14 protein-coding genes and 1 pseudogene are annotated in these 18,043 nt (G+C 39.0%); 3 read left to right on the top strand and 12 right to left on the bottom strand.

Annotation, left to right across the window (positions count from 1 at the left end; all coding sequences use genetic code 11):
• Nucleotides 1–13 precede the first annotated feature (13 nt).
• From HCG69_RS01855 to mnmE, 7 genes and pseudogenes are all read right to left on the bottom strand, one after another.
• Nucleotides 14–1,387, bottom strand: coding sequence for a restriction endonuclease subunit S (locus HCG69_RS01855; RefSeq protein WP_221648626.1), 1,374 nt, complete (start codon nt 1,385–1,387; stop codon nt 14–16).
• A 3-nt stretch (nt 1,388–1,390) separates the two neighbouring features.
• Nucleotides 1,391–3,436 (bottom strand): class I SAM-dependent DNA methyltransferase, encoded by a 2,046-nt coding sequence (locus HCG69_RS01850; RefSeq protein WP_221648625.1) that lies wholly within the window; start codon nt 3,434–3,436, stop codon nt 1,391–1,393.
• Nucleotides 3,437–3,495: 59 nt separating this feature from the next.
• Nucleotides 3,496–4,698, bottom strand: a complete 1,203-nt coding sequence (locus HCG69_RS01845; RefSeq protein WP_221648624.1) for a hypothetical protein — start codon at nt 4,696–4,698, stop codon at nt 3,496–3,498.
• 3 nt (nt 4,699–4,701) lie between these two features.
• Nucleotides 4,702–7,080, bottom strand: a complete 2,379-nt coding sequence (locus HCG69_RS01840; protein WP_221648623.1) for an N-6 DNA methylase — start codon at nt 7,078–7,080, stop codon at nt 4,702–4,704.
• Nucleotides 7,081–7,123: 43 nt separating this feature from the next.
• Nucleotides 7,124–8,170, bottom strand: a complete 1,047-nt coding sequence (locus HCG69_RS01835; protein ID WP_221648622.1) for a YafY family protein — start codon at nt 8,168–8,170, stop codon at nt 7,124–7,126.
• A pseudogene (locus HCG69_RS01830) lies at nt 8,157–8,369 on the bottom strand (helix-turn-helix domain-containing protein). The gene HCG69_RS01835 and the pseudogene HCG69_RS01830 overlap by 14 nt, the downstream one beginning before the upstream one ends.
• A 196-nt stretch (nt 8,370–8,565) precedes the next feature.
• Complete coding sequence (gene mnmE, locus HCG69_RS01825; RefSeq protein WP_221648621.1) at nt 8,566–9,963, bottom strand: tRNA uridine-5-carboxymethylaminomethyl(34) synthesis GTPase MnmE; 1,398 nt, start codon at nt 9,961–9,963, stop codon at nt 8,566–8,568.
• 123 nt (nt 9,964–10,086) lie between these two features.
• Between mnmE and HCG69_RS01820 the strand changes: the two genes are divergently transcribed.
• Together HCG69_RS01820 and HCG69_RS01815 are read left to right on the top strand one after the other, a co-directional pair.
• Entirely contained in the window at nt 10,087–11,970 is a 1,884-nt protein-coding gene (locus tag HCG69_RS01820; RefSeq protein WP_221648620.1) for an ATP-binding protein, read from the top strand.
• 86 nt (nt 11,971–12,056) lie between these two features.
• Nucleotides 12,057–12,707 (top strand): NAD(P)-dependent oxidoreductase, encoded by a 651-nt coding sequence (locus HCG69_RS01815; RefSeq protein ID WP_221648619.1) that lies wholly within the window; start codon nt 12,057–12,059, stop codon nt 12,705–12,707.
• On the opposite strand, the gene HCG69_RS01810 is transcribed toward HCG69_RS01815, so the two are convergent.
• From HCG69_RS01810 to HCG69_RS01790, 5 genes are all read right to left on the bottom strand, one after another.
• Nucleotides 12,691–13,218: a 3'-5' exonuclease gene (locus HCG69_RS01810; protein WP_221648618.1), complete on the bottom strand. Its 528-nt coding sequence runs from the start codon at nt 13,216–13,218 to the stop codon at nt 12,691–12,693. The two genes, HCG69_RS01815 and HCG69_RS01810, sit on opposite strands and share 17 nt — an antisense overlap.
• Nucleotides 13,218–14,096, bottom strand: a complete 879-nt coding sequence (locus tag HCG69_RS01805; protein WP_221648617.1) for a nucleoside phosphorylase — start codon at nt 14,094–14,096, stop codon at nt 13,218–13,220. Before HCG69_RS01805 ends, HCG69_RS01810 begins: the two co-directional genes overlap by 1 nt.
• A 113-nt stretch (nt 14,097–14,209) precedes the next feature.
• Nucleotides 14,210–15,211, bottom strand: a complete 1,002-nt coding sequence (floA, locus tag HCG69_RS01800) for a flotillin-like protein FloA (protein WP_007484590.1) — start codon at nt 15,209–15,211, stop codon at nt 14,210–14,212.
• 24 nt (nt 15,212–15,235) lie between these two features.
• The gene (locus HCG69_RS01795) at nt 15,236–15,706 is read right to left on the bottom strand and encodes an NfeD family protein (protein WP_002562060.1); all 471 of its coding nucleotides are present in this window, start codon (nt 15,704–15,706) and stop codon (nt 15,236–15,238) included.
• Nucleotides 15,707–15,713: 7 nt separating this feature from the next.
• Nucleotides 15,714–17,144, bottom strand: a complete 1,431-nt coding sequence (locus HCG69_RS01790) for a tetratricopeptide repeat protein (RefSeq protein WP_221648616.1) — start codon at nt 17,142–17,144, stop codon at nt 15,714–15,716.
• A 136-nt stretch (nt 17,145–17,280) separates the two neighbouring features.
• Between HCG69_RS01790 and HCG69_RS01785 the strand changes: the two genes are divergently transcribed.
• The gene (locus HCG69_RS01785; protein WP_221648615.1) at nt 17,281–18,027 is read left to right on the top strand and encodes an ATP-binding protein; all 747 of its coding nucleotides are present in this window, start codon (nt 17,281–17,283) and stop codon (nt 18,025–18,027) included.
• The last annotated feature ends 16 nt before the right edge of the window (nt 18,028–18,043 follow it).

Raw genomic sequence — 18,043 nt, 5'->3', positions numbered from 1 at the left:
GGTTCTTTATCTGTTAGTTGCTTTTGGGTGTAGGTATTTCGATGCCTCTAACATCTATCTTGCCTGTTACCACTTCTGTAATGAGTGCTTGTCTGTACTCTTTGAGTTTATCTATTTGCACTTTGAATTTATCGATGGTGCTATCTATCTCCTCTGTTTTTTTATCAAGGTACTCTGCAATTTGTTGCTGTTCGGAAAGACTTGGGATAATGAATGGCATATTCTCAAAAACATTCTGATATAAATGTAGAATAGTTGTTCCTGTGCTTGTATAATTATTAAACTCTTTTAATAACGAGGATTCTAACAACCAATACAAATATGACTGTTCAAATAATGCTTTTGTTTGTTTCATCACAAATATTCCACTATTCAAACAAGATGGTTTGTCCATATTACTTACCTTTGCAATCTTTCCTATTGTACCATCTTTTGTTATTAATAAATCACCATTAGATAATTGAATGTATGGATCCTCATCATATCTCTCTTTGCTAATCTGATAGCATTTAGTCCAATCAATTATTGCTGAATGGAAATCCTGCCCTGTCACTAAATATGCATAGCTTATTTGCTCAAACTCCTCTGACCTCAACCCTTTCCATCCAATGCGTCCTTTGAGAGAACAAGCATTCTTCAATCTGCAAATCTCCCAATGTTCTGGGATTTGCCCTATCCAGTCAATACCACTATCTTTTAGCGGAGCGTTGGGGTTGAGCCCACGAGTTACAGCACGGCTAATAACCGATGTACGCAATTCGTCAAGCAACTTAATCTGCCGCTCACGCACCTCCACAATCCTATCAACCTCCCCACACTTCCAATCCAAATACTTCGCTATCTGCTCTTGTTCTGAAATATTAGCTAATGGTATTCTAATCTTTTTAAGTATATCAAAAGGTGGAATATTCTTCATTGCCGATCCATTACTGCTTTGTTCAGATTCTACTCTCAATAGTATATCAAATATATATAAGAAAAAAGACAAATTGACATAGCGACAATCCATCCTCATTCTCATTAAGGCTTGATTTATTATTCCTTTTTCGATATTGGAAGGGAGTACGAATAACTCACCTATCGTTCCTGCACAACTCACAATGATATCATTAGCACATACTTCAAAGCCTTTCATGTTATTTTCAAAATACTCTTTGGAAATATAAGAAGCCCCTATGATTGCACTTTTTTTTATCGCATTTTGTTGCTCATATACTTTTATAGCATCATCTGATTTGTCAATAAATGAATCTACTTTCAATGCACTACCAAAAGGTCCTTTTCTGTATTTGCCAATATCGTTAAGTCTTTTTACGCTCCAGTGCTCCGGTATCTCCCCAATCCAAGCGATACCGCTATCTTTATATTTTTCATAACGCTTCGCCATAACTTATGCCTCTAAAATATGTTGCAACGCACCGTCCATATCCTCTTCTAACATCATTATCTCACTCAAAATTTCCTCTACACTACGTAGGGGTTTATAGACATAAAATAGTTTGGTAAACGGAAACTCGCAACCGATCTTATCTTTCTCTCGATCCATCCATGCATCGGGTGCGAACTTCAATACTTCGCGCTTGAAATATTCCTCAATATCAACTTTCAACGGAATGCTCTCTGTATCTCTCAAATCCGTATCAGGCACAAAACCAGACTCCGTATCAAACGGATTTGCAGTAACCTCCGGCATAGTCTCATCCGTAGTACCTAGTATAGAGCGGAGCTTTTTAATAAGAGCAGCTGTTAGCTTCAACTTACTGTTCTTCTTCAACCACTGAAAGAAAGCCGAGTCAGAAAGAACCTCCTTTAGATTAGCCTTACGAACCGCTTTTTCTACAGATTCAATTTTCTCTTTGTCAGCACTCGACAACTTTGGATTAGTAAGTTCTGCTTCAATCTTCTCTAATAAATTATCATATTTCAAACGCAATGGACGCTCCACGGTCACTTTGGTATATATAAAATCCTCCATATTCATCACCTTTGCAATCTCAATGGTTTCGGTCTCTTCACCTCGTTTGAATACTCGACTACAAGCCTCATAGCCACTGTAAATCTTAACAATGTCCTCCATTCCCAATTCATTAATCTCATATCGTTTCTTGCCCAAGCTACGAGACAATGGTGATATATATTCAGGTTGATTGGCATTGATTAAAAGCACCTTCCCGATGTGTGATGCTGGTTTGTTGTTATCTAATATCCACATATAGGTAGTGATGTCCGTTCCGTAGAAAAGATTCTTAGGTAGAGCCACAATGCAATCCAATAAATCACGGTCAAGCAGCATCTTGCGGATATTACTCCAGCCACTACCCGCATCGCCATTAAACAGCGGAGAGCCATTCAAAACAATCCCGATACGTGACCCACCTTCGTCCATCTTGCTAATCATATGCATCAAAAACAACAATGAACCATCGCTCGTATCTGGCAGTCCTGCTGAGAAACGACCATCAGCACTTTCCGCCTCATTTTCTACATACGCTTTATCCTTTTTCCAATCAACGCCAAATGGAGGATTTGTAATCATATAGCTAAACTTCTTACCAATTAGATGGTCATTTGATATAGTATTACCTTGCTTTACGTTATCGGCATTCTCGCCCTTCATTAACACATCCGACTTACAAATCGCATAGGTCTGCTCGTTTATCTCCTGCCCATAGATATAAACTTTCATATCATTACGCCCAGAGACCTGCTGCATATAATCTTTAGCAACAGTGAGCATACCGCCCGTTCCACAACAAGGATCATATATCGAGAAGTGCTTGCCCGGACTTTTCAAATCATTCTCTTCACCACAGAAAATCAAACTTACCAGCAATTTGACAATCTCACGAGGCGTGTAGTACTGTCCCGCTGTCTCGTTTGTACTCTCTTTTGACATACGGATAATTATCTCGAAGATAGTACCCATAGTATGGTTGTCTACCTTATCGGGATGCAAGTCAGCTTTAGTAACAAACTCTTGAGCAACATTGAAGAGAAGATTTTTACGGAGCAATGTTTCGTAGATAGGAGAGAGTCCTTTCTCTTTACCTCCGGTGAAGTTGTAGAGAATATCCTTTACATTTTCGCTAAATCCTTCAAGGTATGTTTTGAAGTTATCTCCCAAAGCTTTAGGGTTGGCGAGTATATTTGCCAAGCTAAATCCAGAAATATTATAAAAGCTAACACCTTTGGGCTTAAGTATATTAGATAGCATAGTGTGATACTTTTCAATATCCTCTTTTTCGTATTTTTTGATATTGTTTGGCAGTGTGTCAATGACTTGTTTAACAATATCTTTATTAACATCCATTACACAATCCAAACGGCGTAACAGCGTAAAAGGTAAAATTACCTCATCAACATTCTTGTCATTATAATCATCTCGGATAATCTCCTTGATGTTCCATATCATTTGTGCTAATTCTTGTGGAGTCATATTTATTTCTATTTATTTTCTGCAAAGTTAATTATTTGTTGTGCATTGCAACTGCATAGCTACTCAAATTTGCGTATTATTCTCGTTGCTACACGTATATCTTCTTCCTCATCAGAATCTCTTTTCTTCTTTTTTTGAACTTCATACTCTACGATAAGAAGTTTGCTTGTATCTAATCCTAAAAGGTTATATAACAGCTTAGGTTGAATACCACAATTTTCTTTGGAGTCTTTTGAGCCTTCGGGTTTGAGAAATGCCAATCCACTTTGGGTTATATTTGTAATCTTGCCTGTAAGTTGAGTACCACTTTGAGCAATCTCTCTCCAATGCGACCTATTCGTTGTGTTGTCACTATTTCTATTCGCATATTCCTTATACCATATTAAAATATCACATAGCATAAAGGTTAAGCTATATAGCAGATAAGGTGTATTGACTTGCTCCCAGTATGCTTGAAGATTAATGAGTTCTTTTTCATCTGGTTCAGCAGTATGTGAAGCACCTCCTGTTATCTCTAATATACTTTTTACATTAGCTGCTATTATTTTGGGAAAATGAGGAATATCGCAATAAACATCAAGATATTTGGTAGGTTTGCCTGCCATAAATAAACTTGATTCTGTGAGGTTAACCTTTCTCTTCTCATCAATGCACTTGTCGTGTAATAATCCCCTTTTGTTTGCATCACGAAACATCCACTCCAAAATAAGTCTCAGTTGGGTATAATAAGTTTGATGATCAAGGTGCTTATGGCCGTGGAGCGTTAGTAAGATATCGAATAGCTGCTCTTTCCCTTGAATGTTATCATCAAAAGCACTCAAAACATTGCTATATTTATTCTTTAACTGCCAAGCAGACTTTTCGCTCACCGCATTCTTAATGTCATTAATAAGTTTCTCGTTATGCTCAGATTTGATGTAAAGGATGTCAGCATATTCTCTTTGACAATCTTCTTCTGCGAGCATAGCACGAATATCGCTCTCTTTTTTGGTAACATTCTCCTGTCCTGAAAAGACAAACCACGGCTCATCTTTGTATCCTTTAAGAATTCGCCTCACGGCCGTTTGAAACCCAGAATCACGACCGTTGGTATCAAGCACATCTAATACAATTGCATCCCATTCCTCACTCTCAATTTTATCAAGAAATTCATCCTTAGTGTAACATTTAATCAATCTAAAATGCTTTTCCATTCTGATAAACGTTGATTTGAGCGCTTCTGAATCAAACTCATCATCAAGCCATAAAACTTTTATCTCCATAATCTAAACATTTTTAATTGAGATTAAAATACCTGTTGCAAAAACACTCGTATCGTCAGTTATCCAGCTTATATCAGCTCCTAAAGCAATGCAAATCTGTTTTGCCCTAAATAACCCCTTACCAGTATTCCCACTCTTGCCATATTTATATCCTTCTGAGAATGATAACTCTTCATTAAAATCTTTGTCTAAACGTATTCCGTCATTTAGAATCTGAATATAAATGCCATCACCATCTTCTCCATATCGAATATCAACACTACCATGAGTGCGACCAATGAAAGCATGACGCTCAGCATTCTCAATTACAATGTCTATCAGCTCTTTCAAACTACTCTCTGACGATACTATTTCTCGTTCTAAATCAGTTATTGAGCCATCACTTCTAATTTCAACTACTAAATTTAGATTAGGGTTCTTGCCTATATATTTATATGATTGAATAAAATTGATAAACGGGAAAGGCTTGCTTTTTCCAATATCAAGTTGTGAAGTTAGATCTTTGAAAAGGTTTTTCACATCTGCAATCTGCCTTTCAAAATTATTCAGCAACTCCTCAACCGTATAATTTGGCGTAATTTTGTGATTTAGAGTAATAGCACCTGACGTCTTAAACTCATCTCTTAGTAAGACTAAGTTGTCTTGCATACCCGAAAAGTAAGGATTAATTCGATGCTTACGAAGGTTTATTAACCTAAATAACTCCTGCTCTCGCATCTTTATTATCTCCTCTAATCCATGCTCTTTAATTTTTGCATTTTTATCAGCGAGAGTGAGGCTTTCAATAATTGCTCTTTCTTGAGACAGTACCTCTCCCTGAGAAGATAGAGATGGGATGGCAATTTTCAGATTAAGAATATCCTTACGTTGAAAATTAGGAATAACCGCTCCTTTATGCAATCTGTCGGATTTGAGAGATAGCTCATAAGCCAAGTATGGAATATAAACCTTTGTCGAGTCTACACTAAGAGCCATGATGTTAGGGCTAATATAAATAGGATTAGTCGGTGATGCCTCAATGTATGTGGGTTTTAAGAATCGGACCTTTGAAATCAATAATACAGGAGATGTGATACGTCTAAAGTTTGATTTTAATTCTCCAAATGGCAGATTGTCTATTTCGACTGTACTATAAAGTCCGTCTGATGACAAATCTCCAATATTGACAAAATGTCCTTCACTGCTATCATGCCTATTCCCAGTGTGAATACTAGTGAGATCTTTTAATGGTATTGCTTCATATCCCTCATGTATAGTATCTGCAATTTCAAAATAACGTGATGGGGTTAGGTCGCATCCTTGCTCAGATACGTCAACATTATTCACCAAGCGAATATTTTCACTATTCCTGTGCTTACGCTGTTCAACAATCTGTTCCCAGTCGAGAATATTACCTTTCCCTCTTTTAGTATAACATTCTGAAGCATCAATAAATCTAATTTGATTTTGGCTACTCTTAGATAAAACTACTATGGCTGTGCTGATAGCAGTAGCATTAAAAATATTTGCAGGCAACTGTATCACCTCTCGTACTAGTCCATTTTCAATAAAATACTGACGGAAGCCACGCGCAGCATAAGTGGTGTCAGAAAGAAAACTACTTGGGACAACTCCAATTACTACTCCATCTTCTTTGATGCTTGTAATAGCCCGTGAAAAATAGAGCGTTTCCACTGTTTTATGATGAAAGCCTAAATCTTCCCAATAAAGGATAGACTCCTGTTCTTTACTCAGAAGCATTTTGAATGAAGGTGTTGCGACAACTGCATCAAACTTTCTATTTTCTCCCGCCCACTTCAATATTGAGTCTTCACATGTATAATCATAGTAGATATCATTCATAAACATTCTTAGCTTACCAATTATCCATGTATCATGGTTTAACTCTTGTGAAGTATAGCAAACATCTTTGTTGTCCAGCTGATACGATCCAACACCTGCAAAAGGATTGTACACATACTTGACATTATTTTCTTTTAGAATGGACGAAACAAGATGAGTTAGCTCCTTAGGTTGGAAAAACACATCTCGTTTCCGTTCCTCCTGTGAAGCGTATATAGCAATAACCTCCTCAAATAACCTTGCATGATCTATGTTATGAATACTATCCATAACTCTTACGATTGCTAGCACAGTGCTATTCAAAGGAACCATACCACACACATCATATAGTCTAATTGTAGTATCATGATCAAGTTGTATAGTTTCATTATAGATATAATCAAATTTAGCTATATCTATATAGTCAAAAAGCCGTCCCTTTTTTGACAGAGCTATAAAAAAACCTAATGTAGCAATGACATTACTACCACTCATATACAAACTCTGTATGAGGTGCATTGCTATATTTCTGTACTCTTTTTCTCTAATCTCAAGGTCCATAACAAATAAAATATTAAATTAAACAACTTTTTCAGGGCAAAGATTATGCATCGCCGTGCGGTGTATCTGCACAACTAATATTCTTTTCAATAATCTTTCTTGCACGTGAAGAAATTGTCTCTCGAAGTGATTCTGGCTCAAGTATCTCTACACTATCTGCAAAACCAAGCAAAAGGGTTTCAAACTCATAGTTTAGTATTAACTTTAACTCAATTACAGCATATTCTTCATTTTTTTCCTTTACTGTCTGTGTGGGATGTATCGGCTTAGATTCAATATAGCTGTATCTAGCTTTATCAATTTTAAGGCGTATTTTTTCTATTGATTTGTTATTTGGGACAGTAACTCCAATTACATCGTCAAAATACTCTACAAAATCTATATCCTTGTTTTCTATATACTCTACTTGATGCATAGGTTCGAAACCAACAATACGGTCAATGGCCATATTCATCAACTTGTTTTGTCCTTCTAGCTGGCTAATCCCGAACAGAAACCATCTGTTATTGTATTGCTTCAGAAAATATGGATGAATCTCATATTGTTGAGACTCACCAAATGATGCTTTATATTCAATTTTAAGCACTTGCTTGTTGATTATTGCATTAAAAAGCGCCGTAAAATGTTCTATTCCTCTCAGATATGGGTTTTGTTCAAAACTAACAACGCTGGCTACATTCGCTTTCAGTTTGAAAGTATCTTCGAAACGAGCCAAAACCTCTTCCATCCAATCAAATTGCGGCAACCCTTTGAAGCGGTTCAACATCATTATAGTATCTTTTAGTTGTTCGGCTTCAGTTAGGCTTAGAGGTTGTTTGTTTATGGAGAAATTTTTATCTGAATAACGGTAATATTTCTTTTTTCCATCTTTTATTTTGTCTAACTCAATAGAATACCCGGCCTCACTCTCCATAAATTTAATATCATCGAATAGTTGGCGACGTTCTATGCCATCTTCCTTCCCTGTAAAGTCATATATAGCATCATTACAGGCTTCAATTAGGTCTTTGATGTAGAATCGACGTGCAAAATTGCTAAAGCATCTATCTAAGGCTTGATATCTAATTACAGCATGCTTATTTGTAGCCATATCTATTTCTTTTTTTATCATCAATTAATTCCTTCACGTCCACACCAAGTATTTTAGCAATTTCGAAGAGTTGCTCCAAACTGGGTTGGCGGCGGTTGCAAACATACGCATTGGTCTGACTGAAACTTTTGCCGATTTTCTCTGCGAGCTATGTTTGCTTGATTCCTTTCTCTTCGAGGACTTTTTTTATTCGGTTTATATCAAATTATTTTTTGATGTTTACGTCTGTTATTCCACAAAGATATGAAAATTTACGCTATATAAAAGTGAAAAGATGGGGAATGACAAAAAACTCCATCTTTTCAACTATCGCTAATACGAGCAAAAAGAAAGGCGCTCAAAATGAACGCCTTATTAATCAATAGTAATCTATGCTAATCGTTAGTAATCACCACCTATTTTCCGATGCAAAAATGCTGAAATATATTTTGAAGTACCATATCGTTTGTTACCTCTCCTGCTATATCCGACAGATGGAAGATACATTCTCGTATATCCTGTGCTAAAAAATCTCCGGAAATATTCGCATCCAATCCGTTTTGTACTCGGTGTATGGCATCCAGTGCACGGGATAGAGCCTCATAATGGCGGACATTTGTGACGATTACATCATTTTGTGTGATCGTTGGGAGGTGGGCGGCTTCGATCAGTGTTTGTTGTAATTCGTCAGTACCTGATCGTTGTCTTGCAGAAATAAAGATTGAACTCACGTCTTCTTTGGAGAAACTTGATAGAAGAGAAATTATATCTTTCTTTTGTTCTTCTCTGATCAGGTCAGATTTATTAAATACTACGATCAGATGTTTATTTTGGCAACGTGGGAGAATTTTACCTGAAAGCTCTTCCATTTGTGATTTCGCGTCTGTTGCATCAATCATCCAAAGCACAATTTCGGCCTGATCTAATTTCTGGAAGGTACGTTCAATACCCAAACTCTCGATAGTATCATTAGTCTCACGAATTCCGGCAGTATCTATAAAGCGGAAAGTGATGCCGCCTATGTTTACAGTATCTTCAATGACATCACGGGTTGTGCCGTGAATATCACTGACGATGGCTTTATCTTCATTCAACAGAACATTCAATAGGGTCGATTTTCCTGCATTGGTTTCGCCTATGATGGCTACCGGAACACCATTTTTTATAGCATTTCCTACACTGAACGAATGAACCAGGCGAGTGATAACCTGTTCTATCCCATCTGCTAAATGGCGTAATGCGGAACGGTCTGCAAACTCCACATCTTCTTCACTGAAATCCAGCTCGAGTTCGATCATAGATGTGAAGTCGAGAAGTTTTCCACGGAGGTCAGCTAATTCTTTACTAAAGCCGCCACGCATCTGGCTCATGGCTAAACGATGGGTAGCAGCAGAGGTTGAAGCAATCAGGTCTGCCACAGCTTCTGCCTGGCTGAGGTCCATCTTGCCGTTCAAAAAAGCTCTTTGTGTATATTCTCCGGGTTGAGCCATACGACAGCCGTTTTTGATAAGCAGTTGCATCACCTGCTGAAGAATATAGGTAGAGCCATGACACGTAATTTCAGTACTGTCCTCCCCAGTATAGGAGTGGGGGGCACGAAACAAGCTGACAAGTACTTCATCCACAATCTCTTTCTCATTGTATATATGTCCGAAAGTTAATGTATATGGCTTTTTATCAGATAGTTGCTTCCCTACTTTAGCTGGAGTGAAAATACGCTCAGTAATAGTTATGGCATCGGGACCAGAGACGCGGATACTTCCGATAGCTCCTCCTTGGGCGGTGGCTATAGCACAAATGGTGTCTTGATTCATTATTTTTTCATTTTGAAAGGCAAAGATAGGATTTTCTGTAGAAAAAAGGAATAACTTTTAATGCAAGTTATTCTTTATTATTCTTATCTTTGCTATCCATACAACAAAACAAAATGTACTTTTATGATAGCTGAAGCTGATTCTTTTTTCAAAGAAGAATATATTGAAAAACTAAGAGACAAATTTCAAAAAATGACCTCTGTTTTGTCTGCACACCAAATTGCACTGTGGGAATATGATATTGCAACAGGTGAATGTAGTTTTACAGATGACTACTTTCGTATATTAGGATTAAAAGAGGCAGGTATCATTTTTAAAGATATTGATGATTTCTATCGGTATGCCTATCCGGAGGACATTGTTCCTTACCGGAATGCTTTCTCCCGCATGCTCGATTCTGAAACAAAAACGTCCCAGATACGGGTACGTTGTATCGGTAATAAAGGGCAAGTTATTTGGCTGGAAGACCACTTCCTTTCTTATCAGAAAGATAAAGATGGATATCCGGAAAAGATAATAGCCTATACTATCAATGTTACTTCGCAATGTGAAAAAGAGCAGCACATAAGACGTCTGGAAGCAAGAAATCGGAAAGTGATTGAAGCTTTGCCGGAGTTTATATTTATTTTTGATGATAACTTTTTCATCACTGATGTGCTGATGGCATCCGATACTGTGTTACTTCATCCGGTAGAGGTGTTGAAAGGAGCTGACGGACGTTCTATTTACAATCCGGAAGTAAGTGACTTATTTATTCGTAATATACACGAGTGCCTGAAAGAAGGGCGGTTAAAAGAGATTGAGTATCCGCTGGATGCTGAAGATGGCAGGCATTATTTCCAAGCTCGTATCGCCCCATTTGAAGATAATAAAGTCTTGGCTTTAATTCATGATATCGGAGAGCGGGTGCAACATGCCCAGGAACTGATTGAAGCCAAAAGAAAAGCGGAAGAGGCAGATCGTATGAAATCTGTTTTCTTGGCTAATATGAGTCATGAGATCCGTACTCCCTTGAATGCTATTGTTGGCTTTGCCGAAATTATAGCTTTGACAGAAGCTCAGGAGGAAAAAGAAGAATACATTGGCATCATTCGGAAAAATAGCAATGTGTTGCTCCAATTGATCAATGATATCCTCGATTTATCACGTATTGAGTCCGGCAAATCAGAGATACATTTTCAACTGGTGGAGATGACTTCACTGATTGATGAAGTTGAGAAAGTACACCGGTTAAAAATCAGCGATGAAATTGAGTTAAGAGTTACACGTCCGCAAGAGAAAATATGGATTACAACCGATCGTAACCGGGTTACTCAGATATTATTTAATTTTCTGTCGAATGCCATTAAGAATACCAGGCAGGGATGTATTACAATTGGAATGTGTGTGGAGAAAGATTGGCTGAAACTGTTTGTCAGTGATACCGGATGTGGAATTCCCAAAGAGAAACTTCCCCTGATATTTACCCGTTTTGAGAAACTGAATGATTTTGTACAAGGTACTGGGTTGGGGTTATCCATCTGTCAGAGTCTTGTAGAGCGTCTTGGTGGGAAAATAAATGTAGAATCCGAAGTAGGCGAGGGGAGTACCTTTGCTATGTATTTACCTTACCAGCAGGTAGACTTAGCCATTACTGAATCTGATTATCAGGAGGGACGGAAACGGATATTGGTAGCAGAAGATGTAGAAACCAATTTTATGCAGATCAATGCTTTGCTAAAGAAAGATTATACTCTTTCGTGGGTGACAAATGGTGAAGAAGCTGTGAACCGTTTCTTGCATGAGAAACCAGATCTGATACTGATGGATATTCGTATGCCGGTGATGAATGGTATTAAAGCCACAGAGAAAATCCGTGCGGTATCTGCTGATATTCCGATCATAGCCGTGACGGCAAATGCTTTCTATATAGAACAGAAGCAGGCGCTTGCTGCGGGGTGCAATGAGGTTGTCTCCAAACCTTATTCAATAGAACAGCTGAAAAGTACGATCGAAAAGTACCTCTGATTACTTTTTTATATTACAACAATTTGAAATGTAACGTGTTATACTATTGATAAAATAATAAATTGAACACTCAAATAATTTGTAATATGAAGAAGATAGTATTGATAGGGGCCAGTGGTTTTGTAGGTTCGGCTATCCTTAATGAAGCTTTGAATCGTGATTTTCATGTGACGGCCGTAGTTCGTAATCCGGACAAGATAAAAATCGAGAATGAACATTTAGTAGTCAAGAAAGCGGATGTTTCTTCTCTCGATGAGGTTTATGAAGTCTGTAAGGGAGCCGATGCTGTGATCAGTGCCTTTAATCCCGGATGGGATAATCCCAATATATATGATGAAACAATTAAAGTTTATCTGACAATAATTGATGGAGTAAAAAAATCAGGCGTGAACCGTTTTCTGATGGTAGGTGGTGCTGGTTCGTTGTTTATTGCTCCGGGTCTCCGTCTGGTCGATTCTGGTGAAGTTCCTGAGAAGTTATTGCCGGGAGTCAAAGCTTTGAGCGATTTTTATCTTAATTTCCTGAAAAAAGAAAAAGAAATAGATTGGGTATTCTTCTCACCGGCTGCTGATATGGCGCCAGGCGTACGTACAGGCAGATATCGTTTAGGCAAAGATGATATGGTTGTAGATGTAGTGGGTAATAGTCATATTTCGGTGCAGGATTATGCAGCAGCTATGATTGACGAGTTAGAGAAACCGGCACATCATCAGGAACGTTTTACCATAGGGTATTGACCGGACGATGGCTTTCCAGAAAGTTTAGATAGAGTCTGGCACATGCCCGGGCATCAGAGAGGGCTTCGTGATGGGTGAGATCAATGTTTTGCCGTTGACAGCAAGCACTCAGATTGGCAGGTTTATAGCCTAAAGAGCGATAGATACGCAGAGTACATTCCCAACGTTCGGGCAGTAATAACTCATCATAATCAAGCTGGTACATACGCATGGTACGTTTCAACACATTGCGGTCAAATTGTTCATTGTGAGCAACAACTGTTTTACCTTGTAACCGTTTCCGTACTTCAGGATAAATGGCATGAAACCCCGGTAATGATTCGGTCATATCCGGAGTGATGCCATGTACAAGGATATTTGATCGCCAATATACGTTTTCGGGCGGTTGGATCAGACTATAATACTCATCTGTAATCACTCCGTCTGTAACGGTGACAATGCCTACCGAACAGGCGCTTTCCATATAGCCTGTAGCTGTCTCAAAGTCGATGGCGGCAAATGATAAATTCATTAGATTCTGTCAAGAACGGTTTTTATCAGTGTATCAATGGTGTTTTTATATCCCGTATTCGCTTCTTTAATAAGGCGGTTGGCAATTACCATGCAAACGGTCATCGCTCTGTGTCCCATTAATCTGGATAATCCGGCAAGCGCAGAGCTTTCCATTTCGAAATTGGTTATTTTGAAACCATTGTATTCAAACTTTTCAATTTTATCATTTTGATTAGGATCAGCCAAAGGAACCCGCAGTTCACGTCCCTGAGGGCCGAAGAAGCCACCGGCAGCGATTGTAACACCACGTACCATGTCTTCTTTAGCAATACGGTCAATCAGTTCCGCATTTGCATCAATCACATAAGGGGCAGGTGCACACATATTGCCCGACCATCCCATATGGTTCAGGAAGGCGCGTTCAAAAGCGAGATCACAGACTGCATTTCTTCCGTCGTAGAAGTTGAGCAGGCCATCAAAACCAATTGATTTTTGTGAACAAACAAAGGTGCCAACCGGAGTATTGGGTTGCAAGCCCCCACAAGTACCGATACGTACCAGTTCCAGTGAGCGGAGATGTTCTTTTTCTTCACGGGTCTGAAAGTCGATGTTTGCCAATGCGTCCAGTTCATTCATTACAATATCAATATTGTCGCAACCAATACCGGTGGAAACAACGGTAATACGTTTACCTTTATAAGTTCCGGTGATGGTTTTAAACTCGCGGCTTTCCACTTCAAATTCTTTCTTGTCGAAGTGAGAAGCTACGAGTGCTACTCGCCCGGGATCTCCAACAAGTATTACTTTGTCTGCCAGTTGTTCGGGTTTTACATGAAGATGGAATACTGAACCGTCTTCGTTGATTATCAACTCTGAGGAAGGAAAATACTTTTTCATGCTGTTCAAAGATTTAGTTATAAACAAGTTCTTAATAAAATAACACAGAGTTCCACAAAGTGTTTATTAAAAGTGAAACTCTATGGAACTCCGTGTACATTATTGTGAGCAGGCTAATCGCTCAGTGGTTTATTACTGTTTCCACCCATTGGTTTTGCTATGTTGTCCCGCATGGATGTATCAGCCTGGATATTTTTCATTTTATAGTAATCCATAATACCGAGATTTCCGCTACGGAAAGCCTCTGCCATTGCCTTCGGAACTTCCGCTTCGGCCTGAATCACATTGGCACGTGCCTCTTCTGCTTTTGCTTTCATTTCCTGTTCGGTAGCTACGGCCATCGCACGGCGTTCTTCTGCTTTTGCCTGCGCAATGTTTTTATCTGCATTTGCCTGATCTATCTGTAGAGCTGCACCGATGTTTTTACCTATATCAATATCGGCAATATCAATTGACAGGATTTCAAAAGCTGTTCCTGCATCCAGACCTTTACGAAGTACTAATTTGGAGATAGAATCCGGATTTTCGAGTACCGACTTGTGGTTTTCCGAAGAACCGATAGACGAAACGATACCTTCACCTACGCGGGCCAGGATTGTATCTTCACCTGCACCACCCACAAGTTGCTTAATACTGGCACGTACGGTTACACGTGCTTTGGCTATGAGCTGGATACCGTCTTTTGCTACAGCCGTAACAGGAGGTGTATCGATTACTTTCGGATTAACAGACATTTGAACAGCCTCAAACACATCACGTCCGGCAAGGTCGATAGCCGTGGCCATCTGGAAGGTGAGTTCGATGTTTGCTTTAGAAGCGGAAACCAACGCATGAACTACTCTCTCTACATGTCCTCCGGCCAGATAATGGGCTTCAAGTTCGTCACGGGTAATATTACTCAGGCCGGCTTTGTGGGCTTCAATCATGCCCGGTACAATAATATACGGCGGAACATTACGGATGCGCATCAAGAAAAGTTGTACCAGCGAGATATTTACTCCCGAAACCTTGGCTGACAGCCAAAGGAAGAATGGTACGTAATGAAAGAAAAGAACCAGGAGAATAATACCTCCCGCTATCAGTAAGATAGTCAGATACATTGGTTCGACGTTCATAATGAGTTTTGAATTAAGTGAATATTATGATTTCTGTTTTTCTACAAAAATAGTTCCGTCTGTGATTCGGTTAACTACTATCGGTGTCTTTTCATCCAGTAGCCCGTCCATCGATTTTACTTCTATGATGTTACCGTCGATATCTGCATAACCAATTTGTGCCAGTCGGGTAGTGGTAATTCCTGTGTCACCTACTTTTACTTTATTGGCGGCACTTCGGTCTACTTTGGATGTAATGTCTTTTTTTAAAGCCAGTTTGTCCAGCGTTTTTGATCGCATAAACCATACGAGAGAACCGATGCATGCGATTCCTGATACCACCAAAGTGATAAATCCTGCACCCGTACCCATATAGGCGAAAGCATAATAATTGGCATAAATGATGCAACCTAATGCTCCGAAGCCTGCCACGCTAATTCCCGGGATAACAAACAGTTCTACCAGAAAAAGTATTACTGCGGCAATAATGAGTACAACGATTATCAGTACATCCATAGTTTTGTTATTTTAGATTTTGTTTTTCTGTATTGCGTATGTCGATAGCCTCCTTGTCCAGTTCGCGGATCATTTGTTCTACCCGTTTTTCAAGATCAAGGATAGATGGAGCCATTTTTGTTTTTTCTTCTTTATTGGCACGTGCATACCACTGACGCTGACTGTCCAGTTTGCTTTCCTGCTGGCGATAGTCTTTTTCCTTCTGCTGGTATTTCTTAAACTGTTCTTTTGCCTGTGGAGATTTGAAATCGTCCAGGTGATAATACGTTGTGTTATCATCAATGATGAATTCAAAGTCGGCCACAAATTGTTCTTGTGGCTTATGATTAATGGCAGCTTCCAGTCTTTTTCTGGCATTGCTTACCTCTTGTTTGTCTTTCCAGGTTGTTTTTAATGATTTAAGTTGGGCCAGAGCTATGATTTGTTTCGGGTCCATTGCTTCATAATTGTACACTTGTTTTGATTCGTTCGGGATGAATACATACACACACACCTTACCATCCGGCTGATAACGGTCTGAGGCAAACCATCCCAGGTTGTTGTATTCGTCGATGACGTACATATAGTCATTATAAGGCGAATTGAAAGGCATGCCTACATTTTCGGGGCTAAGATAGGTATCCGTATTTGTGTTATAGCGCGTCACGAAAATGTCATATCCACCCATAGATCCTTCTCCGTCCGAAGCATAGTAGATCGTTACTCCGTCTGTCAGTACGTATGGATAGTTTGTATTGCCTGAAGCATTAATACTTCCCGGCAACTCCATACCTTTACTCCATTCGTTCAGTAATTTATTCTTTGATAGAATATTGAGCAGTCCTTTTTTATCTTTTTCGCCGTAGTATATTTTATTTGCGAGTTCTGTTTCGTAAACAGTCCCCGGATGTTCTCCCTCTGTTTTGAAAAAGCTGTTGTATGAAAACAGTTTACCCGATTCTTCGCTGATTTTATATGCATCAAGAAAGTTCGCTTTATCTACAACAAAGCTGTCAATCACGCATACTTCTTCCACACCTTTCAGCATGCGAAGGTTGGATTTTGCTTTTTCCAATAATTTTTCAGCTTCTTCAGTCGGTCTTTTTTTCTTAGTAAGATCTTCTATGTAAGCTTCATAGTTTTTAATAGCTTCATCAAAGCGATACAGGTCATTGTAATTCTCGGCCAAATAAAGCTGGCCGGTAGGAACGCGTTTTTTTACTGCCAGTTCCAGATATTTCAACGCCTTGTCCGGTTCTCCGGTTTTCAGACAACAGACACCGTACCATAGGTTATAATTACCATTGGCAGCTTGAGATTTGACGTATTTTTCAAAGACAGGTTTGGCTTGATCGTATTGTCCTTTATTAAACATTGTCTTTGCCTGCTCCAGCGTCTGTGCAGATATACCTGTGAGAATCAGACAGAAAAGAAAGAATAAAATATGCTTTTTCTTCATATAGGGTCTTGGCTTGTTATTCAGAAGTTCAAAAATACAAATTAATCGCGAATATTCCTTTTTTAAGTTATTCTATTATGTTAATTCTTCTTTAAATCATTCTTTTCACTTACTTTTGCAGCCAATTTTTGAAGATATGACAAAGTTTACAGAAGAAGAGCAAATTTTGCGCCGCATTGAGCGCCGGTTTAATAAAGGTGTAGTGCAATATAACCTGATAGAGGAGGGCGATAAAATTCTTATCGGTCTGTCGGGAGGAAAAGATTCGCTGGCCTTGATCGAACTGTTGGGAAGGCGGGCACGTATCTTCAAACCCCGCTTTTCGGTGGTAGCGGTGCACGTCGTGATGAAGAATATTCCTTACCAGAGTAATCTGGAATATTTGCGGGCACATGCCGAAACATTTGGAGTACCTTTGGTGGTATATGAAACTTCGTTCGATCCTTCTACCGATACCCGTAAATCTCCTTGTTTCCTTTGTTCCTGGAACAGGCGAAAAGCCCTTTTTACGGTTGCCAAAGAGCAGGGATGCAATAAGATAGCTTTAGGGCACCACATGGATGATATTCTGGAAACATTGTTGATGAACCTTACTTATCAGGGAGCTTTTAGTACGATGCCTCCACGATTGGTGATGAAGAAGTTTGATATGACAATTATACGCCCGATGTGCCTGGTACATGAGGCTGATTTAATAGAACTGGCTGCTTTACACGCCTACCAGAAGCAAGTGAAAAATTGCCCTTATGAATCTCAGTCAAGCCGTAGCGATATGAAAGGAATACTGCATCAGCTTGAAGCTATGAATCCAGAAGCACGGTATAGCTTATGGGGGAGTATGACGAATGTACAGGAAGATTTGTTGCCCGACAAAATAGAATAACTGATTAAAACAGAAA

This window comes from Bacteroides sp. K03, from assembly GCF_019734355.1.
GTDB lineage: Bacteria > Bacteroidota > Bacteroidia > Bacteroidales > Bacteroidaceae > Bacteroides > Bacteroides nordii.
The sequence above is the reverse complement of the archived record's forward strand: the minus strand, read 5'-3'. Positions and strand labels throughout refer to the sequence as shown.

Coding starts and splice junctions, on each gene's coding strand:
- HCG69_RS01850 (WP_221648625.1), bottom strand. CDS start 3,436: ATGACTCCACAAGAATTAGCACAAATGATATGGAACATCAAGGAGATT.
- HCG69_RS01835 (WP_221648622.1), bottom strand. CDS start 8,170: ATGGCTACAAATAAGCATGCTGTAATTAGATATCAAGCCTTAGATAGA.
- HCG69_RS01855 (WP_221648626.1), bottom strand. CDS start 1,387: ATGGCGAAGCGTTATGAAAAATATAAAGATAGCGGTATCGCTTGGATT.
- HCG69_RS01795 (WP_002562060.1), bottom strand. CDS start 15,706: ATGGATGTACTGATAATCGTTGTACTCATTATTGCCGCAGTAATACTT.
- floA (WP_007484590.1), bottom strand. CDS start 15,211: ATGAACGTCGAACCAATGTATCTGACTATCTTACTGATAGCGGGAGGT.
- HCG69_RS01845 (WP_221648624.1), bottom strand. CDS start 4,698: ATGGAGATAAAAGTTTTATGGCTTGATGATGAGTTTGATTCAGAAGCG.
- mnmE (WP_221648621.1), bottom strand. CDS start 9,963: ATGAATCAAGACACCATTTGTGCTATAGCCACCGCCCAAGGAGGAGCT.
- HCG69_RS01815 (WP_221648619.1), top strand. CDS start 12,057: ATGAAGAAGATAGTATTGATAGGGGCCAGTGGTTTTGTAGGTTCGGCT.
- HCG69_RS01790 (WP_221648616.1), bottom strand. CDS start 17,144: ATGAAGAAAAAGCATATTTTATTCTTTCTTTTCTGTCTGATTCTCACA.
- HCG69_RS01820 (WP_221648620.1), top strand. CDS start 10,087: ATGATAGCTGAAGCTGATTCTTTTTTCAAAGAAGAATATATTGAAAAA.
- HCG69_RS01840 (WP_221648623.1), bottom strand. CDS start 7,080: ATGGACCTTGAGATTAGAGAAAAAGAGTACAGAAATATAGCAATGCAC.
- HCG69_RS01805 (WP_221648617.1), bottom strand. CDS start 14,096: ATGAAAAAGTATTTTCCTTCCTCAGAGTTGATAATCAACGAAGACGGT.
- HCG69_RS01810 (WP_221648618.1), bottom strand. CDS start 13,218: ATGAATTTATCATTTGCCGCCATCGACTTTGAGACAGCTACAGGCTAT.
- HCG69_RS01785 (WP_221648615.1), top strand. CDS start 17,281: ATGACAAAGTTTACAGAAGAAGAGCAAATTTTGCGCCGCATTGAGCGC.